Source organism: Sphingomonas sp. 3P27F8, from assembly GCF_005502745.1.
Lineage (GTDB): Bacteria > Pseudomonadota > Alphaproteobacteria > Sphingomonadales > Sphingomonadaceae > Sphingomonas.
The window spans coordinates 70,329-87,121 of record NZ_SCNL01000005.1 but is presented as its reverse complement, the minus strand read 5'-3'; the positions used below and the strand labels follow the sequence as shown (position 1 = coordinate 87,121).

The following is a 16,793-nucleotide window of genomic DNA, read 5'->3' as shown; positions in this document are numbered from 1 at the left end:
ACAATCAGGCGTTTCGAGCGAGTTTCTCTTCGCTGGGGGATCTTTCGAGGGCGAATTCCAGCTGCGCAAGGCACAGTTTTCCGGCTCCGTCCCGCTCTACGGCTTCGGCATGCACCACTGCGACACGACGTCCCACACGCATCAGCGTGGGCGTCGTGCTGATTGCGCCCAGTCTGACCGGGGCGAGAAATTGCAGGTTCACACTGATCAGCCGGGAGGATTGCCCTGGCGAGAGTGTGCGGGAGAGAGCAAGCTGTGCGGCCAGCTCGAGAAAGGAAGCGATTGCTCCTCCATGCAATGCGGGCAGGAGAGAATTCCCCACAAGCTCCTCTGTCGGGATGAGCGTGAAGGTTTCACCGCTTTGCGTCATCATGGTGCCGAGCAACCGCGCGAAGTCGTTCCGCCCCATGCCAGCCGTGACTGCGCCTTCGCTCATGGGCCGACAGCCCGATTGATCGAAAAGACGCCTTGGGCAGTCGCGATCAGGTGAGAAGGATCGGTATCCCAGACTTCGGTCCGTACGAACGCACGGTGCTCGGTCGCGTCGTAACAGTGCGCCCACGCCGTCGCGGAGTATCTCGCCTCGGCGGACCGCACATGGTCCACCTTCAGGTTGAGGGTCGAGATCGCCAGCCGTCTGCCCAGCCGGGACATCACGGCAACGCCGCAGGCCTGATCGATGAGGCTCGTCAATACGCCGGTTGCGAGAGCCTCGTCCTCGTCCGCCAGCTCCCGACGCCAACCGATCCGCAGCGAGCTGAGGCCATCGCCGATCGAGACCAGCTCCAGGCCCAGCCTGTTGCCCCATGGTATGTTGCCTGGTTGCAGGCTCCAGTCTCCAGCCACGATTCCATCCTCGTCCCGAACTGACCCCACCGCTCACGAGAATAGCCCGTTCTCGGGACATTCAGGAAACGGTACGGTTTACATCTTTCACCCCGTTTCTTAATGGCTGTGTCCACGCATGGAAACGCGCTCGAACAAATTTATCGTGCTCGTGATGACCGGCTTTCTGCTGGGCACGCTCCTGATCTTCACGCTGTGGCTGCTTGACGCACGCGATGGGGACGGGAATCCCTATCTGATCCGCTTCACCGGAAGCGTTGCCGGTCTGGAGGAGGGGTCGCCGGTGACCTTCTCGGGCGTTGCGGCCGGCCATGTCACATCGATACGGTTCGACAAGGAGGATCCCTCAGCGGTCCTCGTGACCGTCAGCCTCGAGCCTCAGATCCCAATCGTCGCAGGCGTAAAAGCGTCGATCGCACGATCGGCCCTGGCCGGAACCGCGAACATCAGCCTCGACGGCGCCACGTCTGGCGCGCCCCCGATCGTTGCGAGCGACGGGGAGCTTCCCGTCATTCCCGCCAAGGAAGGCGGGCTCCTTGGCGGCGGAGGGGACCCCGTCGCACTGGTCGAGAAGATCAGCCGCACCGTAGATTCTGTTTCTCGCAACCTCGACGCCGCTCAGCAGCAGCGGGCCAGCGATCGACTGGCGGCGCTTGCGGAAAGTTCCGCCGGTTGGGCAGACAGGGTCGGATCGGCATCCGACGGACTTACTGGCGCACGCGGTCGCGTGGTAGCCGTGGGGGACGCCCTGCAGCGATCCGGCGCCAGCGCTCAACGGTTGAGAGCTGCCCTGAACGACCGCCGCGCGACCGTTCTCGCCAGGGCGAACCGCCCGTTGCTGAACGCTCGAGACGAAGCCGAGCAATTGACAGCGCGCGTCGAGGCGGTTCGACCCACGATCCGCGGCATGACTGCCAAACAGGCCCAGCTGCGTGAGACCATTCGTTCAGCAAGTAACAAGGTAGGCGCTGTCAGGGATACGGCTGTTCGCATCGATCAGGAGGGCTTGGGGGTAAGTGCTCCGTCCCTTCCGACCTACAAGCCGAAATCACGGCAGTGATCGGCCGCGAAGCGATAGGACAGCTCTTGGCTGAGCTCGAGATGGCAGGCGACCGACCGACCGTCCCGGCGTGATTTCTCGTCAACCGGTCCGGATTGCGCTACCCTCGATCGGGGAGAACGAGATTGAGCGACGACGAGAAAAAGGGACGGCGCCCAAGAAAGATGGGCAGACCGACCACTGAGGACGCGGTCCGCCTGACCTCGCACATCCTTAAGAGCGCTCGCGAGCTGTTCTTCGAGCACGGGTTCGACGGCGCGAGCGCCGACATGATCGCCGAACAGGCGCGTATCTCCAAGCGGACCCTCTACGCCCGCTTCGGCAGCAAGGCGCGTGTGTTCGAGGCGGTGATCCTCGACGAGATCGATACGCAGCTGCGCGCGCTCGAACCCTCCGGCAGCGACGAACCCGAGATCGGATCGCGACTTCGCATGATCGCCGATCGCCTGCTCGAGTGGCTCCTGACGCCCCGGATCGCCTCCATGGAACGCGTCGTCATCGCGCAAGCCGTACGCTTTCCAGCGCTTGCGGCGAACATCCACGATTTCGGCTACCAGCGGGCCGTCCAGTGGGTGGCATCGATCCTCGCCCACGCCAATGCCAGGGGGGAGCTGTCGCTGGTCGACCCCGTGTTCGCTGCCGAGCAGTTCGTCACACTCGTCGTGGTCGCCCCCATGCGCCGGGCAGCGCTGGGTTTGTCTCCGCCAGCGTATGACGAGGCGGCACGCGATCGTATCTTGCGCGGTATCGACCTGTTCCTCGATGGCTGCCGTCCGCGCGGGGCGGATGGTTGCAGCGCCTGATGTCCACCACCGACGACGAGCCTCAGATCGGTGAGCGCACGCGCCTGGCCGAACTCATCCAGATCATGGGCCGACACGGCCTTAACGGGCTCGCCTCGCGCCTGGGCCTGCTGCCCGGTCGCTTGGAGCAGCCGGTAGACCTCGGTCCGCCCGAGCGGGTCGTCGCGTTACTGCGAGACCTTGGACCTGTCGCGGTAAAGCTGGGGCAGGTACTCGCCACCCGCGAAGACCTGCTCGGGCCGGAATGGGTGCGCGCGCTGTCGACGCTGCAGGACCGGGTGACCCCGCTGCCGTTCGAGGCGCTGGAGCCGACGATCCTGACAGCGCTTGGTTCCCCGATCGCGGATGTGTTCGCGCGGTTCGACCGCGAGCCGATCGCCGCGGCCTCCATCGCGCAGGTTCATGGCGCCACCCTGCGCGACGGAACCGAGGTCGTGGTCAAGGTGCGCCGGCCGGGAATCGCGGAACGCGTCGATGCCGACCTGCGGCTCATCCGCCGCATCGCGCGGCTCGCCGCGAGGCACTCACCGGAGATCCGTCGCCTCAAGCCTGACGAACTGCTCCGGTTCTTCGCTGAGAGCCTGTCGCAGGAAATGGACCTCAGCGCCGAAGCGGCAGCCTGCGAGAGCATCGGCGCATTCCTGCAGCCGCTCGGCGTTCGCACGCCCGGCTTCTACTGGGATCAGGTTGGCCGCCGGATCAACGTGCAGGAACGGCTCGACGGCGTGCCCGTCCGCGCGATCCTCGACCGAGCGGGTGAGGGCGGGGCGGGTCAGGGCGCTGCTGACGTCGCCGGCAGATATGCCGATGCGGTGCTGCGGATGATCATCTTCAACGGTCGGTTCCACGCGGACCCCCATCCCGGCAACGTCTTTGTTCTGGCCGACGGGTCCTTGGCGTTCATCGACTTCGGGGCGGTTGGCGTGCTCAGTCCCGCCCGGCGGAACGAGGTTGTTACGCTCGTCCTTGCCATCGCGGGTGAGGACACACGATCGTTGACGGACATACTGCTGCAATGGTCGGGCGAGACCGACGTCGATCGCCAGGCGCTGACCCGCGATCTCGACGCGCTGATCGGCCAGTTCCGCGGGGCGGTACTCCAGCAGATCGAGCTCGCCGACATCTTCGGCCGCGTGTTCGCGCTGCTGCGCACCTACCGCCTGGCGCTGCCACCCGACCTCGCCCTGCTGCTGCGCACCCTGCTGATCGCTGAAGGGTTCGTACGACGGCTCGATCCCGGCTTCGACATCGCCGCGCGCGCCGCACCGATCGCGCGCGAACTGCTGCGGGAGCGAATCGGCCCGGCCGGCCTCAAGCGTGGCGGACGCCGGCTGGCGACGAGCCTTGGCCGTCTGGCCACCGCCTCGCCCGAGCTGGTAGCCTTCGCCGAGCGGGTTGCGCGGTCGGGTGCGCTGCCGATCGAATTGCAGGGAGGCGCGGTTTTCCCAATTCCGGCATCGCCCCGGCGCGCCGATCCCAACATTCTGTCCGCCGGACTGCTTGTCGCGGGCGCGATCCTTCAGCGCGACCATGATGTTGTCGGCGCGATGTTGATGGCGTCTGCGGTGCTGCCTGCAGGCTGGGCTTGGTTTTCGAGCAGGCAGAGGCGCTGACTTCCCGCTACCCGACCTTCTCCAGACCCGACTCTTTACCCTTACCCTTTCGCGCGCTTGTTCGGGTATCCGGCTCCTCGCTGAGAAGTGGAACAACCCACGAGAGGGGGCGTTTTCGAACAAGTAAACCAGTCGGTGTATAAACGGCGCCCTGGTTCGATCGAGCGAGGGCTTTTGCGTGTCGGAACAACCGGATCACGAAGCGCATGTACCGGCTGAGGAGTTGTCTGACTTCGGTGCTGCACTGAGCGACTTGATGCCCAGGCTGGCGAGCTATGCGCGATCGCTAACAAGAAATCCCGATGCTGCACAGGATCTCGTTCAGGACACCGTGCTGAAAGCCTGGCGCAGCCGTGCGTCATTCGAGGCGGGCACGAATTTGAAAGCGTGGACCTTCCGTATCCTTCGCAACTCCTTTCTGTCGCAGGTTCGTCGTAAAGGTGCGGGACAGGCAGGGGAGACCGCCGAACCGATCGATGTTCCGGTGGCGTCAAACCAAGAGTGGGTCGTGACGTTGGGCGATGTTCGCCGCCTGTGGCCGCGCCTGACACCCGAGCAGCAGCGGTGCATCCAGTGTGTCGGGATCGAGGGTTTGAGCTACGAAGAGACAGCAACGATCGAACAGGTTCCTGTCGGTACGATCAAGAGCCGCGTGGTGAGAGGGCGGCAGATGCTGCGCGCACTCCTGGATCACGCGAGCAGCGGCAGGCTTTACAATTCGGACTCACACTTGGAGGCGACTAATACAACCTGTCAGGCCGCGCCAGCGATCGACGACGTGCATGAGAAACAGATTAAGCTGCTGCGAAGCTGGCGGACGAAGCGTGCGGCCGATCGCTGTTACGTCGGCTGAAGCAATCTAATTGCTGGAGGCCGGTCTGGTTCGGTCACATCCGACTACCGTGCAACTAAGACTCCACGTAATCTTAGCCATCGTCTCCGGCTGGTGAGTAAACCAACGCTCGGCGCAGCTTTCAAGCGAATGTGTTGCGGAGGTCAGTTCGGCCTGATCACGCCCACGATCCGTTCCAGCTCATCGTTCCAACTTTCCAGCGCTTGACGTTTCTCCCGCTGGTAATCGTAGCGTTGGTAGACGCCGGCAATACCTGATCGGGAGCCACTGATGTGGTTCAGCACGGCTTCGGTCACGGGCATCGGTACTCCGAGGCGCTGCATGCCTGTTGCGACTGTGCGTCGCAGATCATGCAGGATGAAGTGACTCACCGCGTCTACCTTCATGATCTTGGCCATCTCCCGCAGCAGGCGCGGATGCCCTTTGCTGAAGCCGTTGACCGAAGCGTGGGGGTTACCTGCGACGGGAAAGAGCTTGCGCGACCCATCTATCACCGGAAGCTCGTCGATCAACGCTCTGGCAGCATTGGTGAGCGGCACGATGTGCGCTTTACCATTCTTCACTCGAGCCGCGGGAATGACCCAGGTATCGCCATCGAACTCGGAACGGGATGCGTCGAACACCTCACCGCGACGTTGGCCGGTCAAGAGGAGCAGCTTGAAGCCGGGGCCGAACGGCCAGCCCATTGCGTCGCATGCCTGCCAGAAGATGCGAATTTCAGCATCTGAGAGGAAGCGATCGCGAGCTTTAGGAAGGGGAGGGCGGCCTGCATCTCGACAGGGGTTGGCTGGTAGCTTTTCCAGCTTCGGCATCGCCCAGGTGAAGAACGAACTCAGCTGTTGATGCACGCCCAGTCCCGCTCTTGGGGTCGGGTGGATCGGGTCACGATAGGTGATGTCCTCTACGAGCGCGGTCACTTCAGACCGGGTGATAGTGTCGGCAAGCCGATCGCCAAACCGCGGGAGGATGAACTTTTTCCCTATGCGCTCGATCTCGGAGGCACTCTTCTTCTTACCCTTGACAGCACGCTCGAGATACTGTGCCCACAGAACGGAGAATGTGAGGCGTCCAACAGCACCACCAGTGCTACTGGTCGGCTGGGGCAATCCTTTCCCGGACTCGAGATCGATCAGCAATGATCGGGCCTTCTTACGGGCGTCGGCTAGCGTGAACGCTTCCGAGAAGCGCCCGAGAGTGACGTTCCTGACCGAGCCTCCCACGCGCTTACGTAGGATGAAGGTTTTACCGCCTGACGCGCCAACGCGAACGCGCAGTCCGCCGATGAGTTGGTCGGAGATTTCCAACTGACCCGAAGGGGGCGGGGTCAAGCCACGGATCTTGGCGTCCGTGAGGCCTACAGCTTTGCCGGGCATAGCTATGATCCTGATCCGTTCCGGCCGCTATCCTGTTACCTTAGGTAACATTTAGGTGCTGATACCCTGAAACATACAGGGAACAATCGGAACGCGCAAGTTGCTGATTTAGCAACAAAAAGGGACGTCCTGGAACGTCACGAGAAGGCACTTTATCGCCCTACGAATCTGAGGGTCGGACGTTCGAATCGTTCCGGGCGCGCCATTAAAAGCCCCGCTACGCCAATGGCTTAGCGGGGCTTTTATGTTTTCGGCAGTTCGGGCGTGGAGATTGGCGATTCCTGCGGACAATCGCAGATCATCTTTCCAATCGGCCTTATCTGGCTCTCTACGATCAGTTCGACCGTTGCCTGATCGACCCTGTGCGGCGCGCGGCTCGCCGACATGCGCCATGCCGCCTGGTGGATGCTGTCCGGCAGCATGACGCCGGCAATACGGTCGAACGCTTCGGCGACGTCCTGCGGCCACGGGCTTCGCAGGGTGATCCGCTCCGGCCCGATGCGCGGCTGGATGGAACCGTGGAGCGCGCCGCCATCGGCGTGGGTGACGGTGACGGCCCTCGGCGCGAATGGCAGCGTCCAGCGACCGTCGGCCTCGCGAAAGTGGGCAGGCGGCGGCTCAGCTTCCGGCCAGGGCGTATTGAAGTCGGCGACGAGGATCGGCTCGCCCGGCGAGATCTCGATGAAGTCGCCCTGTCGCATCATGCGGATGTGGGGCTCGTCGAAGCCGGCGGGCAGCTCGACATATCAGCAGTCCTGAAGCGCGAGCGGCGTCCTGGCCAGCCGGCCCCGATCGATAGCGGGGTCGCCTCCCGGCGGCTGGCGGCCGGACCGGCAGGTCTCGTCCGCCTGGTAGCAGGTGCAGTCGTGCGGACCCCGGACGATACAGTATCGCTGTCGATCAGGGCTCCGGTAATTGCCACGCTACTGCCGCAAGCGACGACGATGATCTACGTTCCCAAAACACCATCGGGCAGGATGCGGCCATCGCAGATCGCCCGCTCGCTCGAGCCAAAACAGCTCAAGTCACCGCGCAGCTTGTTGGAGAGAGGTTGTCGTCGCCGCGCAGCCGCATCTCATCCCGCGTGCGGCGCGGATGGTGATCGCCAATTCGCGCATCCGCTTGCCACCGGTGGTCGAGGCATTGGCAAAGGCAAGGATAACGGCGCCGGTGGCAGCAGCAAGATCAGGCGTTCCCGAATTGGCAGTGTTGAACACACTTGCATGACAACGCCATTCGGCTGCGCTACCGGAACCCAGTGTTCGCCGTTCGCCGCCTCCTGACGATACGCTCCCTTGCCGTTGCGTTATGCGTGGCCGCGCTGCTGCTGAAGCTGCTGGTGCCAACCGGATATATGATCGGCAGCGATAGCGGGCGCGTGACCATCGAGCTGTGTTCCGGGGTGGGTCCGCAGACGATGGGCATGTCGATGGACCACGACACGCCCGGTCACGGCAAGTCTTCGGATCATGGCAAGGTGCAAATGCCTTGCGCCTTTTCTGGCCTGTCGGCGGCGGCGATGGGTGCTGCCGATGCGATCCAGCTTGCCGCCCTGACTGTCTTTGTCATGGCGGTAGGACTTTCGCCCGCCACTCCGCGGCGGACTGTCCGCCGCGTTTACCTACGCCCCCCGCTTCGAGGCCCACCGGCTGCCCATTGACTGATTGATCGCGTGCTCCGCGGGAGCAACCAACGTCCACGGCCAGCGCCCATGCGCGCGGCCGGTCAAAGGCATTTCCATGATCCGATACCATCGGCTGGCAGGGGCTTGTCTGCCCTGCCTCTTGTTCGCCGGACCCTCGTTCGCGCAAAATGACATCCCACGCACCAGCAATCCTTCAGAGAGCATCAAACCGAAGCTCACAGCGGCGATCGAAAGCGACGACATCATTGTTACCGCGCAAAAGCGGTCACAGACGCTGCAGGAGGTTCCGGCAAGCGTCACCACCCTTTCGGCTGAGCTGCTACAGCGCCTCAACGCGCTGGACTTCTCACGCATTGCGGATGCCGTGCCTGGTGTTGCCTTCGCCACCACTGGTCTTGGCAACTCGCAATATATCATCCGAGGCATCGGGGGTGTTGGGTTCGTTCAGTCACCGACGACCGGTGTCTACCTTGACGAAACCCCATTGCAGACTCGCGCGCTCCGCGGGTTTTCACAGCCTGACCCACAGCTTTTTGACGTTGAAAGGGTCGAGATCCTGCGCGGCCCGCAAGGCGTTTTGTTCGGATCGTCGACGATGGGCGGCCTGGTCCGCCTCGTCACCAACCAGCCGGACGCATCCAGGATCTCGGCACTCGGCACGGCAAGCGTGGCGAGCATCACCGATGGAGGAACAAGCTGGGACGCGAAGGCGATGTTGAACCTTCCCATCGTGCCCAACAAGCTAGCGTTGCGCGTATCGGGCGGGTTCGTTCGGCAGGGCGGCTGGATCGACGATCTGCGCCCGACAACCGGTAACCTGACCGAGAACGCCGGCACGTCGGCGGTTCGGAAGGACGTCAACTGGATCACGACCGGCTCGGTCCGCGCGGCGCTGCGTTGGAACGCGACGCCAAGCCTCACCATCACTCCATCGCTTATATGGCAGGACGGCTACGGCAATGCGGACCGTCCCCACAGCGATGTGACCTTTGGTAAGCGTGCGAGGCTCAAGGCGCGGTACGAGGACACATTCGCCAGGGACAAGTTCGTCATCGGCTCGATCCTGATCGAGAACCGGTTCGATGCGCTCGGTGGTTTCAGGCTGTCGTCCAACTCGTCCTATCTCGACCGGCGCAACCGGCTGCTGTTTGACGTAACCGCGTTCGACTCCCCCATCGTCGAGAATCTCGTTGGACCTGGACCCGGCGGAAAGCTGTTCCCAACCCCGCTCAAGGATTATGGCCGGACCAGGCAGTTCACGCAGGAAGTGCGCGCCGTGTCGGAGGGCAATGGACCACTGCAATATGTGGTCGGCGCCTTCTACCGCGATCTGCACCAAGACTCCGGGCGCACTATTACCGTCGCCGACCTGTTCGGCGTGATCGCGCCGCTTCCCCTTGGCGCGTCCAGCCCGCCGGTCATCCAGGACACCGCGGTGCGCTTCTCCGAGAGCGAGATCGCGGCGTTCGGCGAGCTGACCTATGCCCTGACGCCAAAGGTGAAGGTGGCGGCTGGAGCGAGAGCCTTTTCCTATCGGCAGCGCGAGGCGAGCCGGCGGTACGGGATCGGTGGCGTGCAGGGAGGTGACCTTGCCTACGACTACGACGAGCGCAACCGGGAGAGCGGCGTTACGCCGCGATTTACGCTCAGTTATCAGCCAACGTCCGACGCGACGATCTACGCCAGCTACTCGCAGGGGTTTCGCACTGGCGGCGTCAACGCTCCCGTGACAGACGACATCTGCTCGGCCGCGGAGCGTCGCGCAGCGGGCATTCCGGACACCCCGCCGCCCTATGGCAGCGACCGGACCGACAATTACGAGTTGGGTGCCAAGACGAGCCTTTGGGGCGGACGCTTGCGGATCAACGGCGCGGCCTATGCGATCGAATGGAAGGACTATCAGCAGGCGTTTCAAACCGCGTGCGGTATCAACAACGCCACCACAATCTCCTTCACCGTCAACGCCGGGCGTGTCCGCAGCCGCGGCGGCGAACTCGAGGTTTCCTTATCGCCGATGGCAGGACTGAGCCTCCATGCCGGAGGGTCTTTCACTGACGCCACCTACCGGAACGATGTCCCCAACCTGCTCCTGCCAGCCGGGTCTCGCGTGCTCGACGTGCCGCGGTGGCTGTGGAACGTGCGCGGATCTTACGAGGCGCCGATCACCGACAGCATCACCGGCAACCTGTTCGCCGCGGCACGCCACGTTGGTGCGTCGAACAGCGGGTTCGGGGAAGGTGAGGTGTTGCCCCGGCCTGCCTACACACTGGTTGATGCGACGGCCGGGGTGCGGATGCGCGGCGGCGTGAGCGTGGAGCTGTTCGTCACCAACCTGTTTGATGTGGTTCCGGTGTTCGGCCAGGAGTTCACCACCTCGCCGGGCAACACCACCGCCACCAGCTACTTCTCCTATCTTGTCGGGGCGCCACGGACTGTCGGACTACGTCTGACCAAGGCGCTATGATGGGGACGATGGATGCCGCGAGCGGCGGAAGCGGTTCGGCGGTCGATGAACGGAACGTCGGCGCAAGATGGTACAATGCGGTATGGCGCTGGCACTTCTACGCCGGGCTGTTCTGCATACCGTTTGTCATCTGGTTGGCGCTGACGGGAACAATCTATCTGTGGCGCCCGCAGCTCGAGGCCTGGCTGGATCGACCCTACGACCGCCTGCCGGTCGGCGGGGCGACGTTCGCGCCTGACGCCCAGGTCGGAGCGGCGCTGCGGGCGGTGCCGGGATCGTCGCTTCGCAAATATGTGCTGCCGCAACAGAGCGGACATGCTGTTCGCGTCATCGTCACGGCAGGGCGCGTCGATGAACGCGTTTACATCAATCCTCGGTCGCTGACGGTCCTGAACGTTGTTCGGGAGGATGACAGGCTGTTCAACGTGGTGTCACGCCTTCATGGGCAGTTGCTGGCGGGAAAGTGGGGAAGCTACCTCGTAGAGATCGCCGCATGCTGGGCAGTCGTGATGCTCCTGACCGGGCTCTACCTGTGGTGGCCGCGCAATCGGCGCGGGCTCGCGGGCGTGCTGTACCCGCGGCTCCGTGGTGGCCGGCGCCGGTTCTGGCGCGATGTCCATGCCACCGCAGGCATCTGGGTTTCGGTGTTCGCGCTGGGGCTGATCCTTACTGGCCTGCCATGGGCTAGCGCCTGGGGGAGCTATATGGGCGAGGTACGTGCGCTGACCGGCACGGTGGCAGGCCCCGTCGACTGGACGATCGGCGGCAAGGCGCCGGCCCCCGGGCGCGACGCCATGCCGGGCCTTCATGCCCATCACGAGGGCATGGCCGTGCCTGCACCCCCGGTAAAAGCGGGCGAGCTTGCGCGGGTGATCGCGACAGTCCGGCCATTGCAGATCGCGCCACCGGTGCTGCTGTCTCCGCCGAAGCATCAGGGCGGGCCGTGGGCGGTGGCGTCCGACGCGGCGGATCGCCCGCTGCGATCGGAGGCGGAAGTCGACGGATCCACGGGCCGGCTCGTCGGCCGCGTCGCCTTCGCGGACCGCCACGTGATTGACCGCATCGTCGGCTATGGCATCGCGGTCCACGAAGGTGCTCTGTTTGGCATCGCCAACCAGCTCATTGGCACGCTCACCGCGCTGTTGCTGATCGTGCTCGCCGTCTCTGGTGCCATCATGTGGTGGCGAAGGCGGCCGATCGGCTTACTGGGCGCACCCCTGCCACTGGCCCGGCCACGCTTCCGAACTGGACTCGTGGCGGCGATCGTCGCGCTTGGCGCTTATATGCCGCTGTTCGGTGCGACGTTGATACTGGCGGTCGTGGGTGAACGGGCCGTGCTCCGCCGCATTCCGACAACGCGACACTGGCTTGGGCTGAGTTGAACGTGGCGTCCCTGTGACGATCGAAAGCCTGATGCCAAACGCAAACATTTGCCTTGAGCGCCTTGGTGGAGGTCAACGCTACCGACCTGTGCCAGGGCTGCTCGTTGACCACGAACGGGGAGCCGCGACGGGTCGCGGCGTGCGGTATCCTGGTGATGACAAGCGGGTGATGCGATCGGAGCGAGACGGATGCTCGCGCTTGTGATCCTGCACCATCCGAACCGCGCGGGCGCGCACCTACGGTGCGAACTCGTCCGTCGTCTTGCTGTTCGTAGGCCCTTACTCTCGAAAGTTGGAGCCTCCGGCAAACCCGTCGCGGTTCAGATCGCCATCTACGCCTCTTCCGTCATCGGATGCGAAGATCCCGATGATGTCTCGAAAGCCCATCAGCAGTCGAGGGTCGTGTCCCGTTCCCACTGGGTGAGGTGGCGCGCATAGTCGTTCCATTCGCCATGCTTGAGCTTAAGATAAGCAGGAACGAGTGCGCCGAGCGCCCCCTTCAGGACCGTCGACTCTTCGAGAGCTCGAAGCGCGTCCAGCATGTTCAGGGGTAGCTTCTTTGCGTCCTTGATCGAATGGCCGTCGGTGTACATGTTGATGTCGAGCCGCTGGCCCGGGCTACGGCTGCTCTCGATACCGTCCAGTCCGGCGGCCAGGGTCACGGCAGGGAGCAGGTAGGGATTGACGGCACCGTCAGCGAGCCGGAACTCGAAGCGGTCGCTTTCTGGCACACGGATCATATGTGTGCGGTTGTTCCCGGTCCACGTCACGGAATTGGGAGCCCAAGTCGCGCCAGAGAGCGTGCGCGGCGCGTTGATCCGTTTGTAGCTGTTCACCGTAGGGTTGGTGATGGCGGCAATTGCGTCTGCCGAGTGAATCACGCCACCGATGAAGTTGAGCCCCAGATGGGAGAGCTCGCCACTATTTCCGACGAAGGCGTTTTCATCACCTTTCCACATCGACACGTGCATGTGGCAGCCATTTCCGGTCAAGTGGACGAACGGCTTGGGCATGAAAGTAGCCCGCAGGCCATGCTTCTCGGCAATGCTCTTGGCCATGAACTTGAAGAACGCGTGCCGGTCGGCGGTGAGTAGCGCATCGTCGAACTCCCAGTTCATCTCGAACTGGCCATTTGCGTCTTCATGGTCGTTTTGGTACGGCTTCCACCCAAGATCCAACATGCTGTCGCAGATCTCGGTAATGACATCATAGCGGCGCATCAGGGCCTGCTGGTCGTAACACGGCTTGACCTGTGTGTCGGCGGTATCGGCGATGCGATCGCCATCGGGCGCGATCAGGAAGAATTCGCATTCCACGCCAGTCTTCATCTGGAGGCCGATATCGGCGGCCCGCGCGATCTGCGCCTTCAGCGCGTTGCGGGGCGACGCCTCGACAGGCGCGTCGTTCATCCAGAGATCGGCGGCGAGCCAGCCCACTTCTGGCTTCCAGGGCAGCTGGATCAGGCTCTCCGGATCCGGCCTGGCGAAGAGGTCCGGGTCGGCCGGGGACATGTCGAGCCAGGTGGCGAAGCCCGCGAAGCCGGCGCCATTCCGCTGCATCCCGGCGATGGCCGAGGCCGGAACAAGCTTTGCCCGCTGGCTTCCGAACAGATCCGTATAGGAGATGAGAAAGTACTTTATGCCCTTTTTCTTGGCGACTTCGGCAAGATCCTTGGTCATGGTCAGATGTCCGTCCCCGATGCGAAGGCGGCGGACTTCTGACCTGCCACCTCCTGTGAACCCGTCCCGCCTGCGAAGGGAGTTCCTAAGTTGATGTTCGTCTAGAGATTGCCCTGTCCGGGGATCCAACCGGTGCCCGCCAACGGCACTCGCGCCATGGCCGCCGCCTCGATGGTCAGTGCGACCAGATCCTCTGGCTCGAGATTATGCAGGTGGCTCTTGCCGCAGGCGCGCGCGATGGTTTGCGCCTCAAGCGTGAGCACGGCAAGATAATTGGCGAGGCGACGGCCAGCTGCGATCGGATCGAGCCGGGCGGCCAGTTCCGGATCCTGCGTAGTGATACCGGCGGGGTCGCGGCCTTCCTGCCAGTCGTCATAGGCGCCGGCGGTAGTACCGAGCTTCTGGTATTCGGCCTCCCACGCAGGATCGTTATCACCCAGCGCGACCAGTGCCGCCGTGCCGATGGCCACCGCGTCGGCGCCGAGCGCCAGCGCCTTGGCGACATCGGCACCGTTACGGATGCCGCCTGAGACGATCAACTGCACCTTACGATGCATTCCAAGATCCTGCAGCGCCTGCACCGCGGGGCGGATCGCAGCGAGGATAGGGATGCCGACATGCTCGATGAACACGTCCTGCGTCGCCGCCGTGCCGCCCTGCATGCCGTCCAGCACGACCACATCGGCGCCCGATTTCACCGCAAGCGCGACGTCATAGTACGGCCGCGTGGCACCGACCTTCACGTAAATCGGCTTCTCCCAGTCGGTGATCTCGCGAAGCTCCTCGATCTTGATCTCGAGGTCGTCCGGCCCGGTCCAGTCGGGGTGGCGGCAGGCAGAACGTTGATCGATCCCCTTGGGCAAATTGCGCATCGCCGCGACGCGATCGGAGATTTTCTGGCCGAGCAGCATGCCGCCGCCGCCCGGCTTTGCGCCCTGCCCAATGACAACCTCGATCGCGTCCGCCTTGCGAAGGTCGTCCGGGTTCATGCCGTAGCGAGAGGGGAGGTATTGGTAGACCAGCGTTTTGGACTGGCCGCGCTCCTCGGGCGTCATGCCGCCGTCGCCGGTGGTTGTGGATGTGCCCGCCGCACCTGCCCCGCGACCGAGCGCCTCCTTCGCCTGCGCCGAGAGCGAGCCGAAGCTCATGCCCGCAATGGTGACTGGGATCTTGAGGTGGATGGGCTTCTTCGCGAAGCGCGTGCCAAGCCATACGTCGGTCGCGCACTTCTCGCGATAACCCTCCAGCGGGTAGCGCGAGATCGAGGCGCCGAGGAACAGCAGATCGTCGAAGTGCGGCAGCGCGCGCTTCGTGCCCGCGCCGCGAATGTCGTAAATGCCGGTCGCCGCCGCGCGCCGGATCTCGGACAAGGTGTGCGGATCGAAGGTCGCCGACTGGCGCGGCAGGGTCTGCGGGATGTTCGCCAAATCCATCGATCGATCCTCAGTAGGCCGCGGCGTTGTCGACGTGGAAGTTGTACAGAGCGCGCGCCGAGCCGTAGCGCTTGAATTCGTCGGGCTGCACGTCGGGCAGGCCGGCTTCGTCGAGCAGGCGACGGAGATCCCTCCGGTGCTCGTCGCGCAACTCCTTTTCGACGCAATCGGCGCCGAGGCTCTTCACCTCACCGCGCACGAACAGTCGGGCCTCGTAGATGGAGTCGCCGAGCGCGTCGCCAGCGTCGCCGAGCACGACGAGATTGCCGGATTGACCCATGAATGCGCTCATCGGTCCGATCGAGCCCTTCACCACGATGTCGATGCCCTTCATCGAGATGCCGCAGCGGGCCGAGGCATCGCCGTCGATCACCAGCAGGCCGCCATGCGCCGTCGCGCCGGCCGACTGGCTGGCATCGCCCTTCACATGCACCTTGCCCGACATCATGTTTTCGGCGACGCCAACGCCGGCATTCCCTTCGACCACAATGGTGGCCTGCTTGTTCATGCCCGCGCAATAGTATCCGGCATGGCCAGCGATCTCGACGGTGACGGCAGTATCCAGCCCGACGGCGAGCGCGTGCTGCCCCTGCGGATTCTCAACGCGCCACAGCGTCTCATTGGTGTTGGCGGGAAGCGCGTGGAGCTGTGCGTTCAGCTCGCGCCTGGCGGTATTGGCGAGATCGACGACGTGCATCAGTTGCGCTCCCAGGCGTAAACGCGAGCGGGCTCCGGCTCGAAGACGCGGGCATTCTCGATGCCCGGCAGGCCGACCAGCGCGCGATATTCGGATCCGAAGGCGACATACTGGTCGGTCTCGGCCATGACGGCGGGCTTGCAGGAGATCGGATCGCGCACCACGGCGAAGCCGCTCTCCGTGCCGACCACGAAGGTGAAGAAGCCATCGAGATCGTCGAGGCTAGCTTCGAGCGCCTCGGCCAGAGTGGCGCCCTCGCGCAGCTTCCAGGAGAGATAGCCGGCGGCGACCTCGCTGTCGTTGTCCGTGGCGAAGCTGATGCCCTTGGGCTCCAGCATGCGGCGTAGCGAACGGTGGTTGGAGAGAGAGCCGTTGTGTACGAGGCACTGGTCCGAGCCTGTGGAGAAGGGATGCGCGCCGTCGGTGGTGACGGCGCTCTCGGTCGCCATACGGGTATGACCGATGCCGTGCGTGCCGCTCATGCCCGCCAACCCGAAACGCGCGGCCACGTCGCTCGGAAGTCCGACCTCCTTGTAGAGTTCGATCCGCTGCCCGGTTCCGGTCACGACCAGATCCGGGCGCTCAGTGGTGAGCCAGCCTCGCACCTGATCCTCCAGATCGCAGGGGACCTCAAGCACCGCATGGGTTTCACGGACAGTAACCGTCACCGTCTCGCCGAATTGGCCTGCGATGCGATCGAGGCCGGTACCGCGCACCGTAAGTTTCACGCGATCCTTGTCGCCATTGCCGTAGATCGCGAAGCCGGCGCTGTCCGGGCCGCGATCGGTCATGACTTCGAGCATGCCCGCGAGCAGCGATCCAAGCTGCGGCTCAAGGGCTTTGTCTTTCAGGAACAGTCCAACGATACCGCACATTTCGGGGAGAAACCTTCCGTGATCGGTTTCCACTTTCTTAAGTGCGTCTTCGTTGCTCGTCAATCCAAGA

General features: G+C 63.9%; 16 protein-coding genes. 8 read left to right on the top strand and 8 right to left on the bottom strand.

Going from position 1 to position 16,793, the window contains the following annotated elements:
• Positions 1-4 precede the first annotated feature (4 nt).
• Together FFS35_RS07725 and FFS35_RS07720 are read right to left on the bottom strand one after the other, a co-directional pair.
• A complete protein-coding gene (locus FFS35_RS07725; protein ID WP_066707621.1) occupies positions 5-436 on the bottom strand; it encodes a PaaI family thioesterase in 432 nt (143 codons plus the stop codon).
• Complete coding sequence (locus FFS35_RS07720; RefSeq protein WP_171007553.1) at positions 433-846, bottom strand: PaaI family thioesterase; 414 nt, start codon at positions 844-846, stop codon at positions 433-435. Before FFS35_RS07720 ends, FFS35_RS07725 begins: the two co-directional genes overlap by 4 nt.
• A 118-nt stretch (positions 847-964) precedes the next feature.
• Here FFS35_RS07720 and FFS35_RS07715 point away from each other — a divergent pair, with 118 nt between their 5' ends.
• The 4 genes from FFS35_RS07715 to FFS35_RS07700 all read left to right on the top strand — a co-directional run bounded on the left by FFS35_RS07715 (position 965) and on the right by FFS35_RS07700 (position 5,175).
• Positions 965-1,906: an MlaD family protein gene (locus FFS35_RS07715; RefSeq protein WP_066707628.1), complete on the top strand. Its 942-nt coding sequence runs from the start codon at positions 965-967 to the stop codon at positions 1,904-1,906.
• 164 nt (positions 1,907-2,070) lie between these two features.
• A complete protein-coding gene (locus FFS35_RS07710) occupies positions 2,071-2,709 on the top strand; it encodes a TetR/AcrR family transcriptional regulator (RefSeq protein ID WP_096614131.1) in 639 nt (212 codons plus the stop codon).
• Positions 2,709-4,322 (top strand): AarF/UbiB family protein, encoded by a 1,614-nt coding sequence (locus FFS35_RS07705; protein WP_096614149.1) that lies wholly within the window; start codon positions 2,709-2,711, stop codon positions 4,320-4,322. The genes FFS35_RS07710 and FFS35_RS07705 overlap by 1 nt, the downstream gene beginning before the upstream one ends.
• Before the next feature lie 178 nt (positions 4,323-4,500).
• Positions 4,501-5,175, top strand: a complete 675-nt coding sequence (locus tag FFS35_RS07700) for a sigma-70 family RNA polymerase sigma factor (RefSeq protein ID WP_249341522.1) — start codon at positions 4,501-4,503, stop codon at positions 5,173-5,175.
• Between the two features lie 143 nt (positions 5,176-5,318).
• Here the strand turns inward: FFS35_RS07700 and FFS35_RS07695 are convergent, their stop codons facing one another.
• Both FFS35_RS07695 and FFS35_RS07690 read right to left on the bottom strand, forming a co-directional pair.
• Positions 5,319-6,548: a site-specific integrase gene (locus FFS35_RS07695; protein WP_137786558.1), complete on the bottom strand. Its 1,230-nt coding sequence runs from the start codon at positions 6,546-6,548 to the stop codon at positions 5,319-5,321.
• A 242-nt stretch (positions 6,549-6,790) separates the two neighbouring features.
• Positions 6,791-7,252, bottom strand: coding sequence for a hypothetical protein (locus tag FFS35_RS07690; RefSeq protein WP_137786557.1), 462 nt, complete (start codon positions 7,250-7,252; stop codon positions 6,791-6,793).
• Between the two features lie 240 nt (positions 7,253-7,492).
• Here FFS35_RS07690 and FFS35_RS19935 point away from each other — a divergent pair, with 240 nt between their 5' ends.
• From FFS35_RS19935 to FFS35_RS07675, 4 genes are all read left to right on the top strand, one after another.
• A complete protein-coding gene (locus FFS35_RS19935; protein WP_171007550.1) occupies positions 7,493-7,831 on the top strand; it encodes a hypothetical protein in 339 nt (112 codons plus the stop codon).
• A 29-nt stretch (positions 7,832-7,860) separates the two neighbouring features.
• Positions 7,861-8,208, top strand: a complete 348-nt coding sequence (locus FFS35_RS07685) for a DUF2946 family protein (protein WP_249341521.1) — start codon at positions 7,861-7,863, stop codon at positions 8,206-8,208.
• A gap of 79 nt (positions 8,209-8,287) precedes the next feature.
• On the top strand, positions 8,288-10,657 hold the full coding sequence (locus FFS35_RS07680) for a TonB-dependent receptor (protein WP_137786556.1): 2,370 nt from the start codon (positions 8,288-8,290) through the stop codon (positions 10,655-10,657).
• Positions 10,658-10,665: 8 nt separating this feature from the next.
• Positions 10,666-12,039 carry a PepSY domain-containing protein gene (locus FFS35_RS07675; protein WP_137786652.1) on the top strand — a complete coding sequence of 458 codons (1,374 nt, stop codon included), beginning with the start codon at positions 10,666-10,668 and terminating at the stop codon, positions 12,037-12,039.
• Between the two features lie 386 nt (positions 12,040-12,425).
• On the opposite strand, the gene glnT is transcribed toward FFS35_RS07675, so the two are convergent.
• From glnT to FFS35_RS07655, 4 genes are all read right to left on the bottom strand, one after another.
• The gene (gene glnT, locus FFS35_RS07670; protein ID WP_137786555.1) at positions 12,426-13,718 is read right to left on the bottom strand and encodes a type III glutamate--ammonia ligase; all 1,293 of its coding nucleotides are present in this window, start codon (positions 13,716-13,718) and stop codon (positions 12,426-12,428) included.
• Positions 13,719-13,819: 101 nt separating this feature from the next.
• A complete protein-coding gene (locus FFS35_RS07665; RefSeq protein WP_137786554.1) occupies positions 13,820-15,151 on the bottom strand; it encodes an FMN-binding glutamate synthase family protein in 1,332 nt (443 codons plus the stop codon).
• A 10-nt stretch (positions 15,152-15,161) separates the two neighbouring features.
• Entirely contained in the window at positions 15,162-15,848 is a 687-nt protein-coding gene (locus FFS35_RS07660) for a protein glxC (RefSeq protein WP_137786553.1), read from the bottom strand.
• Positions 15,848-16,723, bottom strand: coding sequence for a glutamine amidotransferase family protein (locus FFS35_RS07655; RefSeq protein WP_137786552.1), 876 nt, complete (start codon positions 16,721-16,723; stop codon positions 15,848-15,850). Before FFS35_RS07655 ends, FFS35_RS07660 begins: the two co-directional genes overlap by 1 nt.
• Positions 16,724-16,793 lie beyond the last annotated feature (70 nt).

What these genes read in the sequence shown, in the direction of transcription:
- FFS35_RS07655 (WP_137786552.1), bottom strand. Translation starts at nt 16,723, where the DNA reads ATGTGCGGTATCGTTGGACTGTTCCTGAAAGACAAAGCCCTTGAGCCG.
- FFS35_RS07690 (WP_137786557.1), bottom strand. Translation starts at nt 7,252, where the DNA reads ATGATGCGACAGGGCGACTTCATCGAGATCTCGCCGGGCGAGCCGATC.
- FFS35_RS07705 (WP_096614149.1), top strand. Translation starts at nt 2,709, where the DNA reads ATGTCCACCACCGACGACGAGCCTCAGATCGGTGAGCGCACGCGCCTG.
- FFS35_RS07665 (WP_137786554.1), bottom strand. Translation starts at nt 15,151, where the DNA reads ATGGATTTGGCGAACATCCCGCAGACCCTGCCGCGCCAGTCGGCGACC.
- FFS35_RS07675 (WP_137786652.1), top strand. Translation starts at nt 10,666, where the DNA reads ATGGATGCCGCGAGCGGCGGAAGCGGTTCGGCGGTCGATGAACGGAAC.
- FFS35_RS07725 (WP_066707621.1), bottom strand. Translation starts at nt 436, where the DNA reads ATGAGCGAAGGCGCAGTCACGGCTGGCATGGGGCGGAACGACTTCGCG.
- FFS35_RS07710 (WP_096614131.1), top strand. Translation starts at nt 2,071, where the DNA reads ATGGGCAGACCGACCACTGAGGACGCGGTCCGCCTGACCTCGCACATC.
- glnT (WP_137786555.1), bottom strand. Translation starts at nt 13,718, where the DNA reads ATGACCAAGGATCTTGCCGAAGTCGCCAAGAAAAAGGGCATAAAGTAC.
- FFS35_RS07715 (WP_066707628.1), top strand. Translation starts at nt 965, where the DNA reads ATGGAAACGCGCTCGAACAAATTTATCGTGCTCGTGATGACCGGCTTT.
- FFS35_RS19935 (WP_171007550.1), top strand. Translation starts at nt 7,493, where the DNA reads ATGATCTACGTTCCCAAAACACCATCGGGCAGGATGCGGCCATCGCAG.
- FFS35_RS07680 (WP_137786556.1), top strand. Translation starts at nt 8,288, where the DNA reads ATGATCCGATACCATCGGCTGGCAGGGGCTTGTCTGCCCTGCCTCTTG.
- FFS35_RS07660 (WP_137786553.1), bottom strand. Translation starts at nt 15,848, where the DNA reads ATGCACGTCGTCGATCTCGCCAATACCGCCAGGCGCGAGCTGAACGCA.
- FFS35_RS07695 (WP_137786558.1), bottom strand. Translation starts at nt 6,548, where the DNA reads ATGCCCGGCAAAGCTGTAGGCCTCACGGACGCCAAGATCCGTGGCTTG.